Raw genomic sequence first — 17541 nt, 5'->3', positions numbered from 1 at the left:
TAGCGGGACTGCACGATGCTGCAGTAATTCTCGCTGGTGCTTCACGGTCCGATCCAGCACAGTGGGAGGATGGCCTCCGTGCAGTCCACCCCGCCGCAGACCTCGGCGACCACGACAACATCGAAGACACCGAAGACACTGAAGACATCGAAGACCGGCAACGGTGCGCTCTACGGCTTCCTGGCATACCTGATCTGGGGCATCTTCCCGCTCTACTTCGACGCCCTCAAACCGGCGGGCGCGTGGGAGGTGCTCTCGCACCGGATCGTCTGGACGCTCGCGGTCTGCCTCATCGCGCTCGCCACCACCGGTCAGCTCGGCTTCCTCGTGCGGCTCGCGCGCAACCCGCGGCAGCTCGGCGCGACGACGATCGCCGGCCTGCTGATCGCGGTCAACTGGACGGTCTACATCCAGGCGGTGGTGAGCGGCCACACCGTCGAGGCCGCCCTCGGCTACTTCCTCAACCCGCTCGTCACCGTGGCGCTCGGCGTCGTCGTCCTCGGGGAGAAGCTGCGGCTCCTGCAGTGGGTCGCGGTCGCGGTCGGCGCTATCGCCTGCGTCTACCTGGCGATCGACTACGGCCGCCCGCCGTGGATCTCGGTGATCCTGGCGCTGTCGTTCGCGAGCTACGGCCTGATGAAGAAGCGCATCGGCGGCTCGCTGTCGGCGATCGAGAGCCTGACCGCGGAGAGCGCGGTGCTCACGCCGATCGCCGTCGTGGTGCTGATCGTGCTGGCCGCCCGCGGCGACACGACCTTCGCCTCCCACGGCGCCGTGCACACGGTGCTGCTGCTCTGCGCGGGCATCGTGACGGCGGTGCCCCTGCTGCTCTTCGCGGCGGCCGCGAGCCGGGTGCCGCTGGTGACGATCGGGCTGCTGCAGTTCATCACCCCGGTGCTGCAGTTGCTCTGCGGAGTGGTGCTGCTCGGCGAGCACATGCCCGCCGCCCGCTGGATCGGCTTCGCGATCGTCTGGGTCGCGTTGGCGTTGCTGACCTTCGACTCCGTGACCGCCAACGCCCGGTCGCGCCGTCTGGCCCGCGCCGCCGAGGGCGCAGCCGTATGACGGGAGTCCTCACTCACCCCTCGCCGACAGGCTCACTTATCGGCGAGCGGCTCACCTAATCCGGCCCTGCCCGGCGTGATTGTGTGGGCCTCTGGGCGATAAGTGAGCCTCTCGGCGGGAGAGACGCGGTCGGCACGCGCTCAGCCGAGCACCCGGTCGAGGTAGTCGTTGGTGAAGACCCGGCCCGGGTCGAGCCGGTCGCGCAGTGCGACGAAGTCGTCGAATCGCGGGTAGCGCGAACGTAGTCGGGCTGCGTCGAGGTCGTGCAACTTGCCCCAGTGCGGGCGGGCGTCGAGTCCGTCGAGCATCGACCAGAACGCCCGGAAGTAGCGCTCGTGGTCACGCTGCACGAACTGGTGCACGGCGATGTAGCCCGACTCCCGCCCGTAGGCGGTCGACAACCAGCGGTCGTCGGCGGCGGCGAAGCGCACCTCGACCGGGAAGGCGACGACCTCCTCCCGGCGGCCCAGCCAGTCGCGCAGCGCACTCAGCACGTGCGGCACCGCCGCGCGCGGCACCGCAAACTCGCTCTCCCGGAAGACCACGCTGCGGTCAGTGGCGAACACCCGGTAGGACCAGTCGGTGAACTCGCGCCGCGACAGCGCTCTGGCGGACAGCTGGTTGACCGCGGGGATCGCCTTCGGCGCGCGACTGACCGCCTTGTTGACGACGTTGAAGACCGTGTTGGACAGCAGCTCGTCGTCCAGCTTCGCGCGCCAGCCGGGCAACGGGTCGAGCCGTTCCTCGTCGACCACCCTGGTGTTGTGCTTGGTCAGCACCCGGTCGGTGTGCGGAAACCAGTAGAACTCGAAATGGTCTGCGCGCTCGACGGTTTCGTCGAGCGACTCGAGGGTCTCGTCGAGTCCGGCGGGCGCCTCGACCGCGTGCAACAGGAAGCGCGGGACACACTGGATCTCCACGGCGGTGACGATGCCGAGTGCGCCGAGGCCGAGGCTGACCGCCCCGAGCAGCTCCGGGCGCTCCCGGTCGGTGACCCGCAGCAGCTCGCCGTCCGCGGTGACCAGCTCGACACCGGTGAGCTGCCCGGCGAGCCCGGTGAAGCCGGCGCCGGTGCCGTGCGTGCCGGTCGACACCGCACCGGCGATCGTCTGCCGGTCGATGTCGCCCAGATTGGTCATCGCCAGGCCGCGTCGCTGCAACTCCGGACCGAGCACGTGCAGCGGCGTGCCGGCGTGCACCCAGACCCGCCCGGTCGCCCGGTCCACCGAACGCACCCCCGACAGGCGGTCCATCCGCACGAGCACGTCGGTCGGCTCGGCGATGGCGGTGAACGAGTGCCCGGCGCCCACCGCCTTCACCCGGCGACCCTCACGGCCGGACTCCTCGCACAGCAGCTGCAGATGCGGCACGTCCCGGACCATCACCACCTCGCGCGGCGCACTGCTCACCGTGCCCGACCAATTGCGCCACTCAGCCAAAGTTGTGCCCCTCCCCGCGGTAGGTCGGCAGCCGATCGACCACGGATCCGCCTCGCACCAGGAGGATCTCGTCAAAGCGCTCGCACATCTCGCCGGCCTTCGCGTGCCGGAACCAGACCGCGTCGCCGACCGCGAGCTCTCGCGCGGCGGCACCGCGCAGCGGGGTCTGCACCTCACCCGCGCCCTCCTGGGCGAAGTAGCGCAGCCCCTCCGGGTGGACCGGCCGGGGCGCACGGGACGCCCCGCTCGCGCCGGACGCGGCGTAGCCACCGCTGAAGGTGACCGCCACGTCGGACCGTGGTTTGCGCACGACCGGTGACGCGAAGTAGGCGGCCGGTCGCAGGTCGGCCCCGTCATACCGGTCGAAGAGCGTGGGCGCGAAAAGGCCTGACCCTGCGGCGAATTCGGTGACCGGCGAGCCGCCGACCAGATGCAGGCTGCCGGTGCCCCCGGCGTTGACCACCTCGATCGACGCGTATGACGCAACTGCCCGCCACAGCTGCTCGCGCCGCTCGGCCAGCTCTGCCACCGAGCGGCGTTTGAGCAGCCGGACGGCGGCGTTGGTGTCCTGCACTCCGGCCACCTGGGCGTCGTAGAACATCAGGCCGACGAGCCGCACACCGTTCAATCGCGCTGTGGCCCGGGCGAATTCGGCTGCCTGGCCGGGGCCGTGCACGCTGGAACGGTGCGCGCCGATCAGGGCCTTGCCGACCGGCAGCGAGGCGTCGACGTCGAGGCAGACCCGCAGCGGGTGGGCCGAGCCCGCGCTGTCGAGCAGCCGCACGTGCTCCGGCAGGTCTGCCATGAAGGTGATCCGGGCCGCCAGCTCGGAGTCGGCGGCGACCTGCTTCACAGTCTCGACATCGACGGTCGGATAGGCGATCAGCACGTCGTCCACGCCCGACCGGGCCAGCCACAGCGCCTCCGCCGCGGAATACGCGAGCACACCCGCATAACCGGGCTCGCGCAGCATGCGATCGATCAGCCCGCGCACCCGGATCGACTTGGACGCCACCCGGATGGGAGTGCCGGACGCCCGCCGGCGCATCTCTGCGACGTTGTGGTCGGCTGCATCGAGATCGAGCACCGCCGTCGGAGCGCCGATCGCCCCGATCGAGCTCCAGAGCTGCACGGTCATGCTGGCGGACCGGCTAAGTCGGCCCGGGTCGCCTGGTCCCCGCCGTCGATTTTGGGCATCAGGAAATCGACTGTGCCGCCGATCATCTGGGCCACCATCTCGAAGATCCGATTGGCCGCCTCGTCGTCCTCGTCGACGACCCACGACAGGCTAACCCCGTCGGTGAGGGCGACGATGCCGCGCGCAAGCACGAGGCCGTCATCGGGCAGGATCCGGCCGCTGGTCGCCGCGTAGGTCCGGAGCACTCCGAGCACGGCGCCGTAGGCACGCTGCATCAGTTGCTGCGCGATAGGCCGGGCCTCACTTCCTCCGCGCGACAGGTGAGCAACAAGCTCGTAGATCAACAGTTGTCGTCGCCGATCGGAGCCGACCTGGCGCCAGTATTCGCGGAACGCCAGCAAAATCGCCTGGTCCGGAGGCAGATGCCCGAGGTCCTCCGGGCCGAGATCCGGCTGCTCGATCGACTCGGCGACGGCCGCGATGAGCGCGGCCTTCGACCCGAAGCAATAGTGCACAGTTCCGAGCGGAACGCCTGCTTCCTTGGCGATTCGGCGTACAGTGGCAGCCTCAAGGCCTTCGGCCACCGCGATCTTGATCGTGGCGTCGATCAGCTCGGTGCGACGTTGCTCGGCTGCTACCCGGCCCATGGCCAGATGTTAGACCTGATCATGGACGGCCGTCCATGAAATCCCGGGAAATCCGGAAAATCCCGGGAGATCCGCAAATTCCGCCTCAGACCGACCTGCCGGCGACCTGCCCCGGCAGCGCCCTCAGCACCCGCAACGCGTCACTGTCCCCCAGCCCGTCGAGCAACGAAACAGCCTGCGCCGCAACGGATTCGGTATGACGGCGAGCCTGGTCCAAGGCTGGGTGCGCACGCAGCAGGGCCAGCGCCTCGGCGTGCTCGGCGTCGTCGGTGAGCGGGTGCGACAGCAATTCCTGCAGCCGCGCGTCGGCCGGGTCGGTCGACGCCTGGGCGTAGAGCGTCGGCAGCGTCGCCACGCCCTCTCGCAGGTCGGTGCCCGGCGTCTTGCCGGACTCGCCGTCGGAGGTCACGTCGAGCACGTCGTCGGACAGCTGGAACACGATGCCGACGAGTTCGCCGTACTGCCGCATGAGCTCGACGGTCTGCGGGTCGCAGCCGCCGAACATCGCGCCATAGCGGGCGGCGGTCGCGATAAGCGACCCGGTCTTGTCCGCGAGCACCCCGAGGTAGTGCTCGAGCGGGTCCGCCCCGGCCGGCGCCTGCCGGTCGTCGCGGATCTGGCCCGCGCACAACCGCACGAAGGTCTGCGCCTGGATGCGGGCGGCCTCGCTGCCGAGCCCCGCGACGATCTCCGAGGCCCGGCCGAAGAGCAGGTCGCCGACGATGATCGCGGTGATGTTGTCGTAGGTCGCGTTGACGCTGGCCTTGCCGTGCCGCCGCTCGGCGGCGTCCATCACGTCGTCGTGGTAGAGCGAGGCGATGTGGGTCAGCTCGACCCCGACCGCTGCGTCGACGACGTCGTCGTTGCGGCCGGTGCCGAGCTCACTGCTCAGCAGGGTCAGCAGCGGCCGGAACCGCTTGCCGCCGGCCAGCAGGTGCTGCGACGCCCCGGCGATGAACTCGTCCTCGTGGGCGACCACCGCAGTGAGTCGCTCGTTGACCGCGGCCAACCCGGCGAGCAGCCGGTCGGTCAGCTCGGGACTTGCCTGCGGGATCATGCTGGCGGTCGGCGCGGGCGCCGGCAGTGGGTTGCTCATCGGAGGGTGCTCATCGCATGAAGAGGGCGGAGTGCTCGGCCAGGTTGAGCAGCGGCGCGGGCGCCACGCCGAGCACGAGCGTCATCAACGCGCCGGCGGTGACGGCGATGCCGGTCATCGCCGACGGCATCACCACCTGGGTGTCACCGGTCGGCTCGGAGAAGTACATCAGCACGATGATCCGCACGTAGACGAACGCGGTGACCGCGCTCATCAGGACCGCGACGACCACCAGCCAGGTGCTGCCGTGACCGACCGCCGAGGAGAACAGCGCGAACTTCGCGGTGAACCCCGAGGTCAGCGGGATCCCCGCGAAGCCGAGCATCAGGAAGGAGAAGACCGCCGCGAGCACCGGGCTGGTCTTGCCGAGGCCGGCCCACTGCGACAGGTGGGTCGCCTCCGAGCCGGCCGACCGCACCAGCGCCACGATGCCGAAGGCCGCGATCGTGGTGAAGCCGTAGGCGACCAGGTAGAACATCGTGCCGGACAGGCCGGTCTTGTTGAGCGCGACGACGCCGATCAGCAGGAAGCCCGCGTGCGAGATCGAGCTGTAGGCGAGCAGACGCTTCATGTCGGTCTGGGTGACCGCGAAGACCGACCCGACGACCATCGTCAGCACGGCGATGATCGCGAGCACCGGCTGCCAGTTCCACTGCAGCCCGTCCAGCGCGACGTAGAACAGCCGCAGCATCGCACCGAACGCGGCGACCTTGACGGTGGTCGCCATGAAGCCGGTGACCGGGGTCGGCGCGCCCTGGTAGACGTCCGGGGTCCAGGACTGGAACGGCACCGCGCCCACCTTGAACAGCAGGCCGACCGCGATCAGGAAGACGCCCGGGATCAGGATGTCGTCGCGGCCGTTGGTGGACGCGACGGCGTCGGCGAGCGCGCCGAACTGGATGGTCTTGGTCGCGCCGTAGACCAGCGCCGACCCGAACAGGAAGAACGCCGAGGAAAAAGCGCCGAGCAGGAAGTACTTCAGCGACGCCTCCTGCGACAGCAGCCGCCGGCGGCGGGCCAGCCCGGTCAGGATGTAGAGCGGCAGCGAGAGCACCTCGAGCGCGATGAACATGATCAGCAGGTCGCCGGAGGCGACGAACAGCATCATGCCGCCGATCGAGAACAGCGTGAGCGGGAAGACCTCGGTCGTGGTCGCACCCAGCCGCACCGCGTTGGTCTCGGTCGGCGATCCCGGCACGGAGGCGCCGGACTGGGTGAACGCGTCGGGGTAGCGGGTGTCGAAACGCTCGGCCATCAGCAGCACCGCGAAGAACGAGAGCACCAGCACGGTGCCCTGCAGCATCAGCGCGGGCGCGTCGATGACGACCGCGTTGGCCGCGGTGACACCCCGGTGGTTGCGGGCGATCAGCACCAGCGTCAGGAAGCTGGCGACGAGTCCGATCAGCGTCACCCCGAGCTGCACCAGGTAACGCTGGGCGCGCGGCAGGAACGCCTCGACGAGGACACCCACCAGCGCCGCGCCGAAGATGACGAGCATCGGCACGACAGCGGCATACGAGATGTGTGCCTGCGTGAACGTGGCGGGCGAGGTCACTTGCTGCTCCCCTCGGGGTTGGCGTCGGCGTGCGGCGACGGGTCATCGACGCCCACGTGGTGCAGGGTCTGCGACACCGCGGGGCGCAGCAGGTCCAGAGCCGGCTTGGGGAAGAACCCGAGCACGACGAGTATGGCGACGAGCACTCCCGCGACGGTCTTCTCCCGCAGGTCGAGGTCGCGGATCGAGGACCCGCGCACCTTGGCCTCTGCCGGGATGTCCTGGATGCGGGTGTCCGGCTCGTCGAAGAGCGTGTCGGTCACGCCGGTGTGCGGCCGCTTGCCGTCGTCGCCGAGCGCGAGCGTGCCGTCCGGGCCGGCGACCAGCTGCGGCTTCGGACCGGTCATCACGTTCTTGACCATGAGCAGCACGTAGAGCGCGGCGAGCACCACGCCCACGACGGCGATGCCACCGGCGACTTGGTAGCGCTGGAAGGTGCCGATCATCACCAGGAACTCCGAGACGAAGGAGTTGAGGCCGGGCAGCGCCAGACCGGAGAGGCCGGCGATCAGGAAGACGCCGCCGAGCACGGGGGTGATCCGCTGCCAGCCGCCGTAGTCGGTGATGTTCTTGCTCTTGCCGCGCACGATCAGGAAGCCGGCGAACAGGAACAGCGCCGCGGTGGTGAAGCCGTGGTTGACCATGTAGAGCTCGGAGCCGATCAGCGAGGTCTGGGTGACCGCGAAGATGCCGAGCACGATGAAGCCGAAGTGGCTCACCGAGGTGTAGGCGATGAGGCGCATCATGTCGTTCTGGCCGATGGCCGCGATCGCCGCGTAGACGATCGAGACCAGCGCCAGGATGATCACGACCGGCGTCGCCCACTTGCTCGCCTCCGGGAAGAGCTGCAGGCAGAAGCGGATCATCCCGAACGTGCCGACCTTGTCGAGCACGCCGACGAGCAGCACCGCCACGGCCGGCTTGGACTCCGACGCGGCGTCCGGCAGCCAGGTGTGCACCGGCCACATCGGGGCCTTGATCGCGAACGCGATGAAGAAGCCCACGAACAGCAGCCGCTCGGTCGAGGCCGACATGTGCAGCCCGGTCAGGGTGCTGACCAGGAAGCCGTGGTCACCGCCGGGGCCCTGCTGGTAGAGCGCGATGACCGCGACCAGCATGATCAGACCGCCGAACAGCGAGAACAGCAGGAACTTCACCGCGGCGTACTGCCGGCGCGGGCCGCCGTACAGCCCGATCAGGAAGTAGACCGGGATCAGCATCGCCTCGAAGAAGACGTAGAAGAGGAACACGTCGGTCGCGGCGAACGCCCCGACCATGAACGTCTCCAGCACCAGCAGCAGCGCGAAGTAGGTCTGCTCGCGCCGGCCGCCCTCGGGCACGTCGTTCCACGCCGCGAGCAGCGAGATAGGCACCAGCACCAGGCTCATCAGGATGAGGGCCAGCGCCATACCGTCGACGCCGAGCGCGTAGGAGACGCCGAACTGCGGGATCCACGAGTGGGTTTCGGTCAGCTGGAACTGCGGCTGACCGCCACCGGTCTTGAACTGGGTCGCGGCGACGATGCCGACGACGAGGGTCAGCAGCGAGAAGCCGAGCGCCACCGGCTTGGCCAGACGCGCAGAACCCTTGGGCAGCAGCGACACGACGGCGGCACCGACGAGCGGTATGACGCCGAGCGTCGTGAGGAAGGGGAAGTCCGACATCACTGCACCACCCACCAGGCGCCGAGGATCGCTACGACACCGAGCAGCATCGTCAGGGAGTAACTACGCACGTATCCGTTCTGCATCTTCTTCAGGCGGGCGGAGCTGCCACCGATGCCGGCGGCGAGACCGTTGCCGCCGCCGTCGACGACCTTGTTGTCGAAGAACACCAGCGAGCGGGTCAGGTGCAGGCCGGGGCGCTGGAAGGCGGCCTCGTTGAGGTCGTCCTGCCCGAGGTCGCGCCGGGCGGCCTGGGTGAGCGCGGAGCCCACCGGCGGTGTGATCGGCACGTCGTCCCGCCAGTACATCTTCCAGGCGATGGCGACGCCGATGATCATCAGCACGACGGTGATCGCCATCAGCGGGTACTGCCCGATCACCGGGTGGCCCTCCTCGTGCGCGCCGACGACCGGCTCCAGCCAGTCGGTCATGATGTTGGTCGGGCCGAGGATGAGGCCGAGGAAGGCCGAACCCACCGCGAGGATCATCATCGGCACGGTCATCGTGAGCGGCGACTCGTGCGGGTGCACGTCCTCGGTCCAGCGGCGCTTGCCCATGAACGTCATGAAGAACAGCCGCGACATGTAGAACGCGGTGACACCGGCGGCGAGCAGCGCGGTGAGGCCGAACACCCAGGGTTTCCAGCCCTCCCCGACGAATGCCGACTCGATGATCTTGTCCTTGGACCAGAAACCGGACAGGCCCGGGAAGCCGATGATCGCGAGGAAGCCGAGCCCGAAGGTGACCCAGGTGATCTTCATGACCGTCGACAGGCCACCGAAGCGGCGCATGTCGACCTGGTCGTTCATCCCGTGCATCACCGAACCGGCACCGAGGAACATGCCGGCCTTGAAGAAGCCGTGCGTGACCAGGTGGAAGATTGCGAACGCGTAGCCCACCGGGCCGAGCCCCGCGGCCAGGACCATGTAGCCGATCTGCGACATCGTCGAGGCGGCCAGCGCCTTCTTCAGGTCGTCCTTGGCGCAGCCGATGATCGCTCCGGCGGCCAGCGTGATCGCGCCGACGATGCAGACCGCGAGCCGGGCGTTCTCGCTGGCGGTGAAGATGACGTTGCTGCGCACGATCAGGTAGACGCCGGCGGTGACCATCGTCGCGGCGTGGATCAGCGCGGACACCGGCGTCGGGCCGGCCATCGCGTCGCCCAGCCAGGACTGCAGCGGGAACTGCGCCGACTTACCGCAGGCGGCGACCAGCAGGCACAGCCCGATCGCGAGCAGCGTGCCCTTGCCGGTGCCGGCGACCGCGGCGTTGACGCCGGCGAAGTCGAGCTTGCCCCAGGCCCAGAACATGATGGCCATCGCGAGGATCATGCCCATGTCGCCGACCCGGTTGAGGAAGAACGCCTTGTTGGCGGCGGTCGCGTAGGCCGGGTTCCAGTTCCAGAAGCCGATCAGCAGGTATGACGCGAGGCCCACGCCCTCCCAGCCGACGAACAGCAGCACGTAGGAGTCGGCCAGCACCAGCAGCAGCATCGAGGCCACGAACAGGTTGAGATAGGCGAAGAACCGGCGCTTGTCCGGGTCGTGCTCCATGTAGCCCAGCGAGTAGACCATGATCAGCGACCCGACGAAGGTGATCAGCAGCACGAACGTGGTCGACAGCTGGTCGATCAGCAGCCCGGCGTCCAGGTTGAGCGCGCCGGCCGGGATCCACGAGTAGAGGTGCAGGTGCATCGACCGCTCCTCCGCACCGCGGCCGTGCAACTGCAGCACGATCAGCAGGCCGATCACGAACGCGGCCCAGGACAGAAGGACCGCCAGGTAGGGGCCGGCCTTGTCCAGCGCCTTGCCGCCGAGCAGCAGCACGGCAGCGCCGAGCAGCGGCAGGGCGATCATCAGCCAGCCGACCGAGGCCACACCGGTGGCGTCATGCATGGTCACGAAAACCTCTCTGACTTAAAGCTTCAGCAGGTTGACGTCGTCCACCGACACCGACCTGCGAGCCCGGAAGATGGCCATGATGATCGCCAGGCCCACCACGACCTCGGCGGCGGCCACCACCATCACGAACAGTGCGATCACCTGACCGTCGAGCTTGCCCTGCATGCGGGCGAAGGTGACGAACGCCAGGTTGGCGGCGTTGAGCATCAGCTCCACGCCCATGAACACGATGATCGCGTTGCGGCGCAGCAGCACGACGGCGGCGCCGATCGAGAAGAGGACCACCGACAGATAGATGTATGACGTCAACGTCATGACCGCTGATCCCCCACTTCCCGCTTCGACATGTCTCCCGATTCGCTCTCGATCTCGGCGGCCACCTCGGCATACGTGGTCGGCGTCTCCACCTGACCGCGCGCCTTGAGCACCCGCGACACCGACAACTCGCTGGTGCTGCCGTCGGGCAGCAGCGCCGGGGTGTCGACCGCGTTGTGCCGCGCGAAGACACCGGGCGCCGGCAGACCGGCGACGTTGACGCCCTCACGGATGCGCGAACGCGACCAGTCGGCCTGCGACGCCTTGGGCACCAGGCGCTCGCGGTGGGCGAGCAGCATCGCACCGAGGGCGGCGGTGATGAGCAGCGCCGAGGTGACCTCGAACGCCCACACGTAGGGGCCGAAGATCAGGTTGGCGATGCCGGACACGTTGCCCGGGTCGCGGTTGGGACCGGCCAGGCCGACCGCGGCGCCGAAGCCGACCTTGGCGACGCTCACCAGCAGGCTGACCATGACCGCGAGCGACAGCAGCAGGCCGGCGGCCCGCTGCCCCTTGATCGTCTCGACCAGCGAGTCGGAGGAGTCGACACCGACCAGCATGATCACGAAGAGGAAGAGCATCATCACCGCGCCGGAGTAGACGAAGATCTGGATGATGCCCAGGAACTCCGCCTGCTCGGCGATGTAGAAGACGCCCAGCAGGACCATCGTCAGCGCCATACCCATGGCCGCGTGGACCGCCTTGCGGGCGAACAGCAGCGTGAGCGCGCCGATCACCGCGAGCGGTGCGGCGAAGAAGAAGAGCGTGGCCTCTGCCCCACCGAGCTTCATGCCGTCCGTCCTTCCGCCGCACCGGCCCGCGCCGCGTTGTCAGACGCGTCAGACGCGCCGGACGGGTCGGCCGCGTCGGCGTCGTCGCCGCGGTGCTCGTCCACCCATTCGCGCTGCGCGTCGGTCGCGCCGGTGACCTTGCCCTGGTAGTAGTCGCGCTCCTCCATGCCGGCCACCATCGGGTGCGGCGCGGGGAGCATGCCCGACTGCAACGGTGCGAGCAGCTGATCCTTGGTGAAGATCAGGTCGGCCCGGTTGTCGTCGGCCAGTTCGTATTCGTTGGTCATCGTGAGGGCGCGCGTCGGGCACGCCTCGATGCAGAGGCCGCAGAAGATGCACCGCAGATAGTTGATCTGGTAGACGCGGCCGTACCGCTCGCCGGGCGAGAACCGCTGGCCGGTGGCGTCATCGTTGCCGGCGCCCTCGACCAGGATCGCGTCGGCCGGGCAGGCCCAGGCGCACAACTCGCAGCCGACGCACTTCTCCAGACCGTCGGGGTGCCGGTTGAGCTGGTGGCGGCCGTGGAAGCGCAGCTGCGTCGGACGCTTCTGCTCGGGATACTCCTCGGTCTGCACCTTGCGGAACATGGTCGCGAAGGTGACGCCGAAGCCGGCGACCGGCGCGAACAGGTCGGCGAGGAAACCGTTGGACTCGGGCTCGCGTGCTTCGTGCTTACCCGAGCGGGGATTGTCAGCCACGAGTGTCCTCCTTGTCGGACGTCACGTCGGGGTGCGGCGCGGCCGGGGTCAACGCCGGCGCGGGCTCGCGCAGCGTCTGGCCCGGAAGCGGCGGCACGGGGTGGCCACCGGCGAACGGGTCGACCTCGGTCGGCGGGGTGCGGTCGACCTTCTCCTTGGCGGCGGCCTTGTAGTCGTAGATCCAGGCGGCGGCCAGCACCAGCAGGACGATCACCACGATCACGAACAGCGTCGATCGGTGCATCCGGCCGCCGAAGATCATCGTGTCGCCGAGGAAGCCGTTGTTGGCGGCGCGCAGGAACGCCACGGCGACGACCCAGACCAGGGTGCTCGGGATGAGCACCTTCCAGCCCAGTCGCATGAACTGGTCGTAGCGGACTCGCGGCAGCGAGCCACGCAGCCAGACGAAGAAGAACATGAACGCCCAGAGCTTCACCACGAACCAGAGCAGGCCCCACCAGCCGCCGTTGAACATGCCGCCGCCGATCGCGGCGATGCCGGGAGGCGCCTGCCAGCCGCCGAGGAACAGCGTGGTGGCGAGCGCGGAGACGGTGAACATGTTGACGTACTCGCCGAGGAAGAACATCGCGAACTTCAGCGAGGAGTACTCGGTGTGGAAACCACCGGTGAGCTCGCCCTCGCCCTCGGCGAGGTCGAACGGCAGACGGTTGGTCTCGCCGACCATCGTGATGATGTAGACGCCGAACGAGAAGAACGCCGGGATGCAGTACCAGAGGCTCTTCTGGGCCAGCACGATCTGGCTGGTCGACATCGACCCGGCGTAGAGGAACACCGCGACCAGGGCCAGACCCATCGCGATCTCGTAGGAGATCACCTGGGCGCTGGAGCGCAGGCCACCGAGCAGCGGGTAGGTCGAACCGGACGCCCAGCCGGCGAGCACGATGCCGTAGACGCCGACACCGGCGACCGCAAGCACCAGCAGCGTGGCGACCGGGGTGTCGGTCAGCTGCAGCGGCGTGTAGTGGCCGAACATCCAGACGTTGCCGGACAGCGGGATGATCGCGAACGACACGAACGCCATCGCGCCGGCGATGATCGGCGCGAGGATGAACATCACCCGGTCGGCGCGACGCGGGATGAGGTCCTCCTTGAGCGCCAGCTTCACACCGTCGGCGAGGGTCTGCAGCAGACCGAACGGGCCGGTGCGGTTGGGGCCGGGACGCTGCTGCATCCGGCCGATCACGCGCCGCTCGAACCAGATGACGATCAGCGTGTTGAGCAGCAGGAAGACGAAGAGGAGCAACGCCTTGATCAGCGACAGCCACCAGGGGGTGTCGCTGAAGTCGGCGGCCGGGTTGTCGGTGGCGGCGGCGAGCGCCGGCCCGGCGGCTGCGACGACGTTCACTGCACGCCCTCCTGAATGTCGTGGTCCTGCTCGATGGCGGCAGCGGTCGCGGTGCCGGGGACGACCCCGCCCGGTGCCTTCGCGATGGCGACGACCGTGCCGGCGTCGGCACCGAGGGTGGCACGCACGGCGCTGCCCGTCGAATTGGTCGGCACCCACACCACGTGGTCCGGCATGTCGGTGACGACCACCGGCAGGGTGAGCGCACCGGTCTTGGTCGACACCTGCAGCAGGTCGTCGTCGACGACGCCCGCGGCCTGTGCGGTCGCGGCGGAGAGCCGGGCCACGGCGGGGTGGGCGGTGCCGGCGAGGAACGGCTCGCCGTCCTGCAGCACGCCCTTGTCGAGCAGGTGGCTCCAGGTCGCGAGCACGGCTTCGCCGATCAGCGGCCGCGGCACACCCGTCGGCCGCACCCGCGGACGGGCCGGGCGTTCGCCGGTCCAGGGACCGAGCTCGCCCATCTGGCCGCGGATCTCGCCGACCGTGCGGGTGCCGAGGAACTCGCCCATCTCGGCGGCGAGCAGGTCGAGTGCGCGGAAGTCGGAGATGCCGGTGCTCTCGATCGCCCGCTCGAACGGCCGCAGGCGGCCCTCGAGGTTGACGTAGGAACCGGCCTTCTCCTGCTGGGCGGCGACCGGCAGGACCACGTCGGCGTATGCCGGGACGGTGCCCTTGCGCTGCTCGAGCGAGACCACGAAGGCCTGCTCCAGCGCCGCGATCGCCACCTGCTGGTCGAGCAGGTCGTGGACGTCGACGCCACCGATCAGCAGACCGCCGAGCTCGCCGGCCGCGGCGGCGGCCAGGATCGCGTCGGTGTCGCGGCCCGGCTGCGCCGGCAGGTCGGTCTCGCCCCAGACGGTGCCGACCTGGGCGCGCGCGGCGGCGTCGCCCACCGGGCGGCCGCCCGGCAGCAGGTTGCCGATCGCACCGGTCTCGAGCGCGCCGCGCTCACCGGCCCGCCGCGGCACCCAGACCACGCGGGCGCCCTTGGCCTGGGCCAGGGCGAGCACCGACGACAGGGCGCCGGGGACGGTCGCCATACGCTCGCCGACCACGATGATGCTGTCCGAGCCGAGCGCCTCGCCCGCGGCAGCCAGCTCGCCGCTGCCGGCCGCGATGGCGTCGAGCACCTCGGCCTCGGTGCCGGGTGCGGCCGCGATCAGCGTGCCGCCGACCTTGGCCAGGCCGCGGGTGACGAACGGCGCGACCGCGAACACCTTGGTCTTGTGCTTGCGCATGCCCTTGCGCAGGCGCAGGAAGACGATCGGCGACTCCTCCTCCGGCTCGATGCCGACGAGCAGCACCGAGGGCGCCTTCTCGAGGTCGCCGAAGGTGACCGCGTCGGTCGGGGCGTCGCTGTCGCCGGGGCCGGTCGCGACCACGTGGTGGGCCAGGAAGTCGGCCTCCTCGGCCGACTGCGGCCGGGCGCGGAAGTCGATGTCGTTGGTGCCGAGCACCAGACGGGTGAACTTGCTGTAGGCGTAGGCGTCCTCGGCGCTGATCCGGCCTCCGGTGAGCACGCCGACACCGCCGCGCTGCTTGGCCGCAGCCAGGCCGGCGGCGGCCGCGGCGAGCGCCTCGGGCCAGCCGGCGACCTGCAGGGTGCCGTCCGCGCCGCGCACCAGCGGAGTGTCGAGCCGGTCGACCGTGGCGTACTTGAAGGCCCAGCGACCCTTGTCGCAGTTCCACTCCTCGTTGACCGCGGGGGTGTCGAGCGCCATCCGGCGCAGCACCTGGCCGCGGCGGTGGTCGGTGCGCAGCGAGCACCCGCTCGCGCAGTGCTCGCACACCGACGGGGTCGACACCAGGTCGAACGGCCGCGACCGGAAGCGGTATGCCGCGCCGGTCAGCGCACCCACCGGGCAGATCTGCACGGTGTTGCCGGAGAAGTAGGACTTGAAGGGCTGCTCCTCGTAGATGCCGACCTGCTGCAGCGCACCGCGCTCGATGAGCGCGATGAACGGGTCGCCGGCGATCTGCTCGGAGAAGCGGGTGCAGCGGGCGCAGAGGACGCAGCGTTCGCGGTCCAGCAGCACCTGGCTGGAGATGTTGATCGGCTTGGGGTAGGTGCGCTTGACGTCGTCGAAGCGGGTCATCGGGCGGCCGTTGCTCATCGCCTGGTTCTGCAGCGGGCACTCACCGCCCTTGTCGCACACCGGGCAGTCCAGCGGGTGGTTGATGAGCAGCAGCTCCATCACGCCCTGCTGCGCCTTGTCGGCGACCTTCGAGGTGGCCTGGGTCTGCACCTGCATGCCCTCGGTCGCCTCGATGGTGCACGACGCCTGCGGCTTGGGCATCGGACGCATCGAACCGTCCGGGCCCGGGGTCGCGACGTCGACCAGGCACTGGCGACAGGCGCCGATCGGGTCGAGCAGCGGGTGGTCGCAGAAGCGCGGGATCTGCACGCCGATCTCCTCGGCGGCCCGGATCACCAGCGTGCCCTTGGGCACGCTCACCTGCACGCCGTCGACGGTCAGGGTGACCTGCTCGGGCGGGGGCGGCGGGGTGGCGCCGCCGGCGGAAGCCTGCGTGACTGTCGTCATACGGACGCGGTCTCCTTAGCGGTCGAAGCATCGAAGAGCACCGAGCGTTCCGGCGGGAACGCCTCCCACCACGGGGTGTGCATGCCGGTCTCGAACTCTTCGCGGAAGTACTGCACGGCGGAGGTCACCGGGCTGGTCGCGCCGTCGCCGAGCGCGCAGAAGCTGCGGCCCAGGATGTTGTCGCAGATGTCGACCAGCTTGTCGATGTCTTCCTGGGTGCCCTTGCCGTGCTCCAGGCGCACCAGGATCTGCTTCAGCCAGAACGTGCCCTCCCGGCACGGGGTGCACTTGCCGCACGACTCGTGGGCGTAGAACTCGATCCACCGGCTGACCGCGCGCACGACCGAGACGGTCTCGTCGAAGATCTGCAGCGCGCGGGTGCCGAGCATCGACCCGGCCGCGGCCACCGACTCGAAGTCGAGCGGCACGTCGAGGTGCTCGTCGGTGAAGATCGGCGTCGACGAGCCGCCGGGCGTCCAGAACTTCAGCCGGTGGCCGCTCCGGATGCCGCCCGCCATGTCGAGCAGCTCGCGCAGCGTGATGCCGAGCGGCGCTTCGTACTGGCCCGGGCGGGTCACGTGACCGGACAGGCTGAAGATGCCGAAGCCCTTGGACTTCTCGGTGCCCATGTCGCCGAACCAGTCCTGGCCGTGCAGCACGATCGGCGGCACGGAGGCGATCGACTCAACGTTGTTCACCACGGTGGGTCGCGCGTAGAGACCGGCGACCGCCGGGAACGGCGGCTTCAGGCGCGGCTGGCCGCGACGGCCCTCCAGGCTGTCGAGCAGCGCGGTCTCCTCGCCGCAGATGTAGGCGCCGGCGCCGGCGTGCACGGTGACCTCGAGGTCGAAGCCGCTGCCGTGGATGTTCTTGCCGAGGTGACCCGCGGCATACGCCTCCTCGACCGCGCGCAGCAGCCGGCGGTAGACGTGCACGGTCTCGCCGCGCAGGTAGATGAACGCGTGGTGGCAGCCGATGGCGTATGACGTGATCGCGACACCCTCGATGAGGAAGTGCGGCGCCGCCATCATCAGCGGGATGTCCTTGCAGGTGCCCGGCTCGGACTCGTCGGCGTTGACCACCAGGTAGCGAGGGCCGCCGTCGGGCGGAGGCAGGAACGACCACTTCATGCCGGTCGGGAAGCCGGCGCCGCCGCGGCCGCGCAGCCCGGAGTCCTTGGTCATCGCGACCAGGTCCTCGGGCTTCATCGCAAGGGCCTTGTCGAGCGCCTTGTAGCCCTCGTTGTCGACGTAGGTGTCGAGGGTCCAGGACTGCGGGGCGTCCCAGAACTTGGTGAGGATCGGGGTGAGCGTCGTTGCCATG

Annotated in this window: 14 protein-coding genes; 1 reads left to right on the top strand and 13 read right to left on the bottom strand. The window is 69.4% G+C overall.

Annotated features, from left to right (window positions below; translation table 11 throughout):
• Positions 1-69 precede the first annotated feature (69 nt).
• On the top strand, positions 70-1065 hold the full coding sequence (gene rarD / locus HJ588_RS06320; protein ID WP_171153148.1) for an EamA family transporter RarD: 996 nt from the start codon (positions 70-72) through the stop codon (positions 1063-1065).
• Between the two features lie 140 nt (positions 1066-1205).
• Here the strand turns inward: rarD and HJ588_RS06315 are convergent, their stop codons facing one another.
• From HJ588_RS06315 to nuoF, 13 genes are all read right to left on the bottom strand, one after another.
• On the bottom strand, positions 1206-2504 hold the full coding sequence (locus tag HJ588_RS06315; protein ID WP_171153145.1) for a D-arabinono-1,4-lactone oxidase: 1299 nt from the start codon (positions 2502-2504) through the stop codon (positions 1206-1208).
• Positions 2497-3642, bottom strand: a complete 1146-nt coding sequence (locus tag HJ588_RS06310; protein WP_171153142.1) for an alanine racemase — start codon at positions 3640-3642, stop codon at positions 2497-2499. Before HJ588_RS06310 ends, HJ588_RS06315 begins: the two co-directional genes overlap by 8 nt.
• Positions 3639-4289, bottom strand: coding sequence for a TetR/AcrR family transcriptional regulator (locus tag HJ588_RS06305; protein WP_246241765.1), 651 nt, complete (start codon positions 4287-4289; stop codon positions 3639-3641). The genes HJ588_RS06310 and HJ588_RS06305 overlap by 4 nt, the downstream gene beginning before the upstream one ends.
• Before the next feature lie 85 nt (positions 4290-4374).
• A complete protein-coding gene (locus tag HJ588_RS06300) occupies positions 4375-5385 on the bottom strand; it encodes a polyprenyl synthetase family protein (protein ID WP_171153136.1) in 1011 nt (336 codons plus the stop codon).
• A gap of 10 nt (positions 5386-5395) precedes the next feature.
• Complete coding sequence (gene nuoN, locus HJ588_RS06295; protein WP_171153131.1) at positions 5396-6940, bottom strand: NADH-quinone oxidoreductase subunit NuoN; 1545 nt, start codon at positions 6938-6940, stop codon at positions 5396-5398.
• Entirely contained in the window at positions 6937-8604 is a 1668-nt protein-coding gene (locus HJ588_RS06290) for an NADH-quinone oxidoreductase subunit M (RefSeq protein WP_171153129.1), read from the bottom strand. The genes nuoN and HJ588_RS06290 overlap by 4 nt, the downstream gene beginning before the upstream one ends.
• Positions 8604-10499: an NADH-quinone oxidoreductase subunit L gene (nuoL, locus tag HJ588_RS06285; RefSeq protein ID WP_171153127.1), complete on the bottom strand. Its 1896-nt coding sequence runs from the start codon at positions 10497-10499 to the stop codon at positions 8604-8606. The genes HJ588_RS06290 and nuoL overlap by 1 nt, the downstream gene beginning before the upstream one ends.
• 21 nt (positions 10500-10520) lie before the next feature.
• Positions 10521-10820 (bottom strand): NADH-quinone oxidoreductase subunit NuoK, encoded by a 300-nt coding sequence (gene nuoK / locus HJ588_RS06280; protein WP_171153126.1) that lies wholly within the window; start codon positions 10818-10820, stop codon positions 10521-10523.
• Positions 10817-11611, bottom strand: coding sequence for an NADH-quinone oxidoreductase subunit J (locus HJ588_RS06275; protein ID WP_171153124.1), 795 nt, complete (start codon positions 11609-11611; stop codon positions 10817-10819). Before HJ588_RS06275 ends, nuoK begins: the two co-directional genes overlap by 4 nt.
• The gene (gene nuoI, locus HJ588_RS06270) at positions 11608-12309 is read right to left on the bottom strand and encodes an NADH-quinone oxidoreductase subunit NuoI (protein ID WP_171153121.1); all 702 of its coding nucleotides are present in this window, start codon (positions 12307-12309) and stop codon (positions 11608-11610) included. Before nuoI ends, HJ588_RS06275 begins: the two co-directional genes overlap by 4 nt.
• Entirely contained in the window at positions 12302-13675 is a 1374-nt protein-coding gene (gene nuoH, locus HJ588_RS06265; protein ID WP_171153119.1) for an NADH-quinone oxidoreductase subunit NuoH, read from the bottom strand. The genes nuoI and nuoH overlap by 8 nt, the downstream gene beginning before the upstream one ends.
• A complete protein-coding gene (locus HJ588_RS06260; protein WP_171153117.1) occupies positions 13672-16218 on the bottom strand; it encodes an NADH-quinone oxidoreductase subunit G in 2547 nt (848 codons plus the stop codon). Before HJ588_RS06260 ends, nuoH begins: the two co-directional genes overlap by 4 nt.
• Complete coding sequence (gene nuoF, locus HJ588_RS06255) at positions 16215-17540, bottom strand: NADH-quinone oxidoreductase subunit NuoF (RefSeq protein ID WP_171153115.1); 1326 nt, start codon at positions 17538-17540, stop codon at positions 16215-16217. Before nuoF ends, HJ588_RS06260 begins: the two co-directional genes overlap by 4 nt.
• Position 17541 lies beyond the last annotated feature (1 nt).

Origin of the sequence: Flexivirga aerilata, from assembly GCF_013002715.1 — a bacterium.
GTDB lineage: Bacteria > Actinomycetota > Actinomycetes > Actinomycetales > Dermatophilaceae > Flexivirga > Flexivirga aerilata.
Note: the sequence above shows the minus strand (reverse complement) of the source record. Positions and strands in the feature narration are given on the sequence as shown.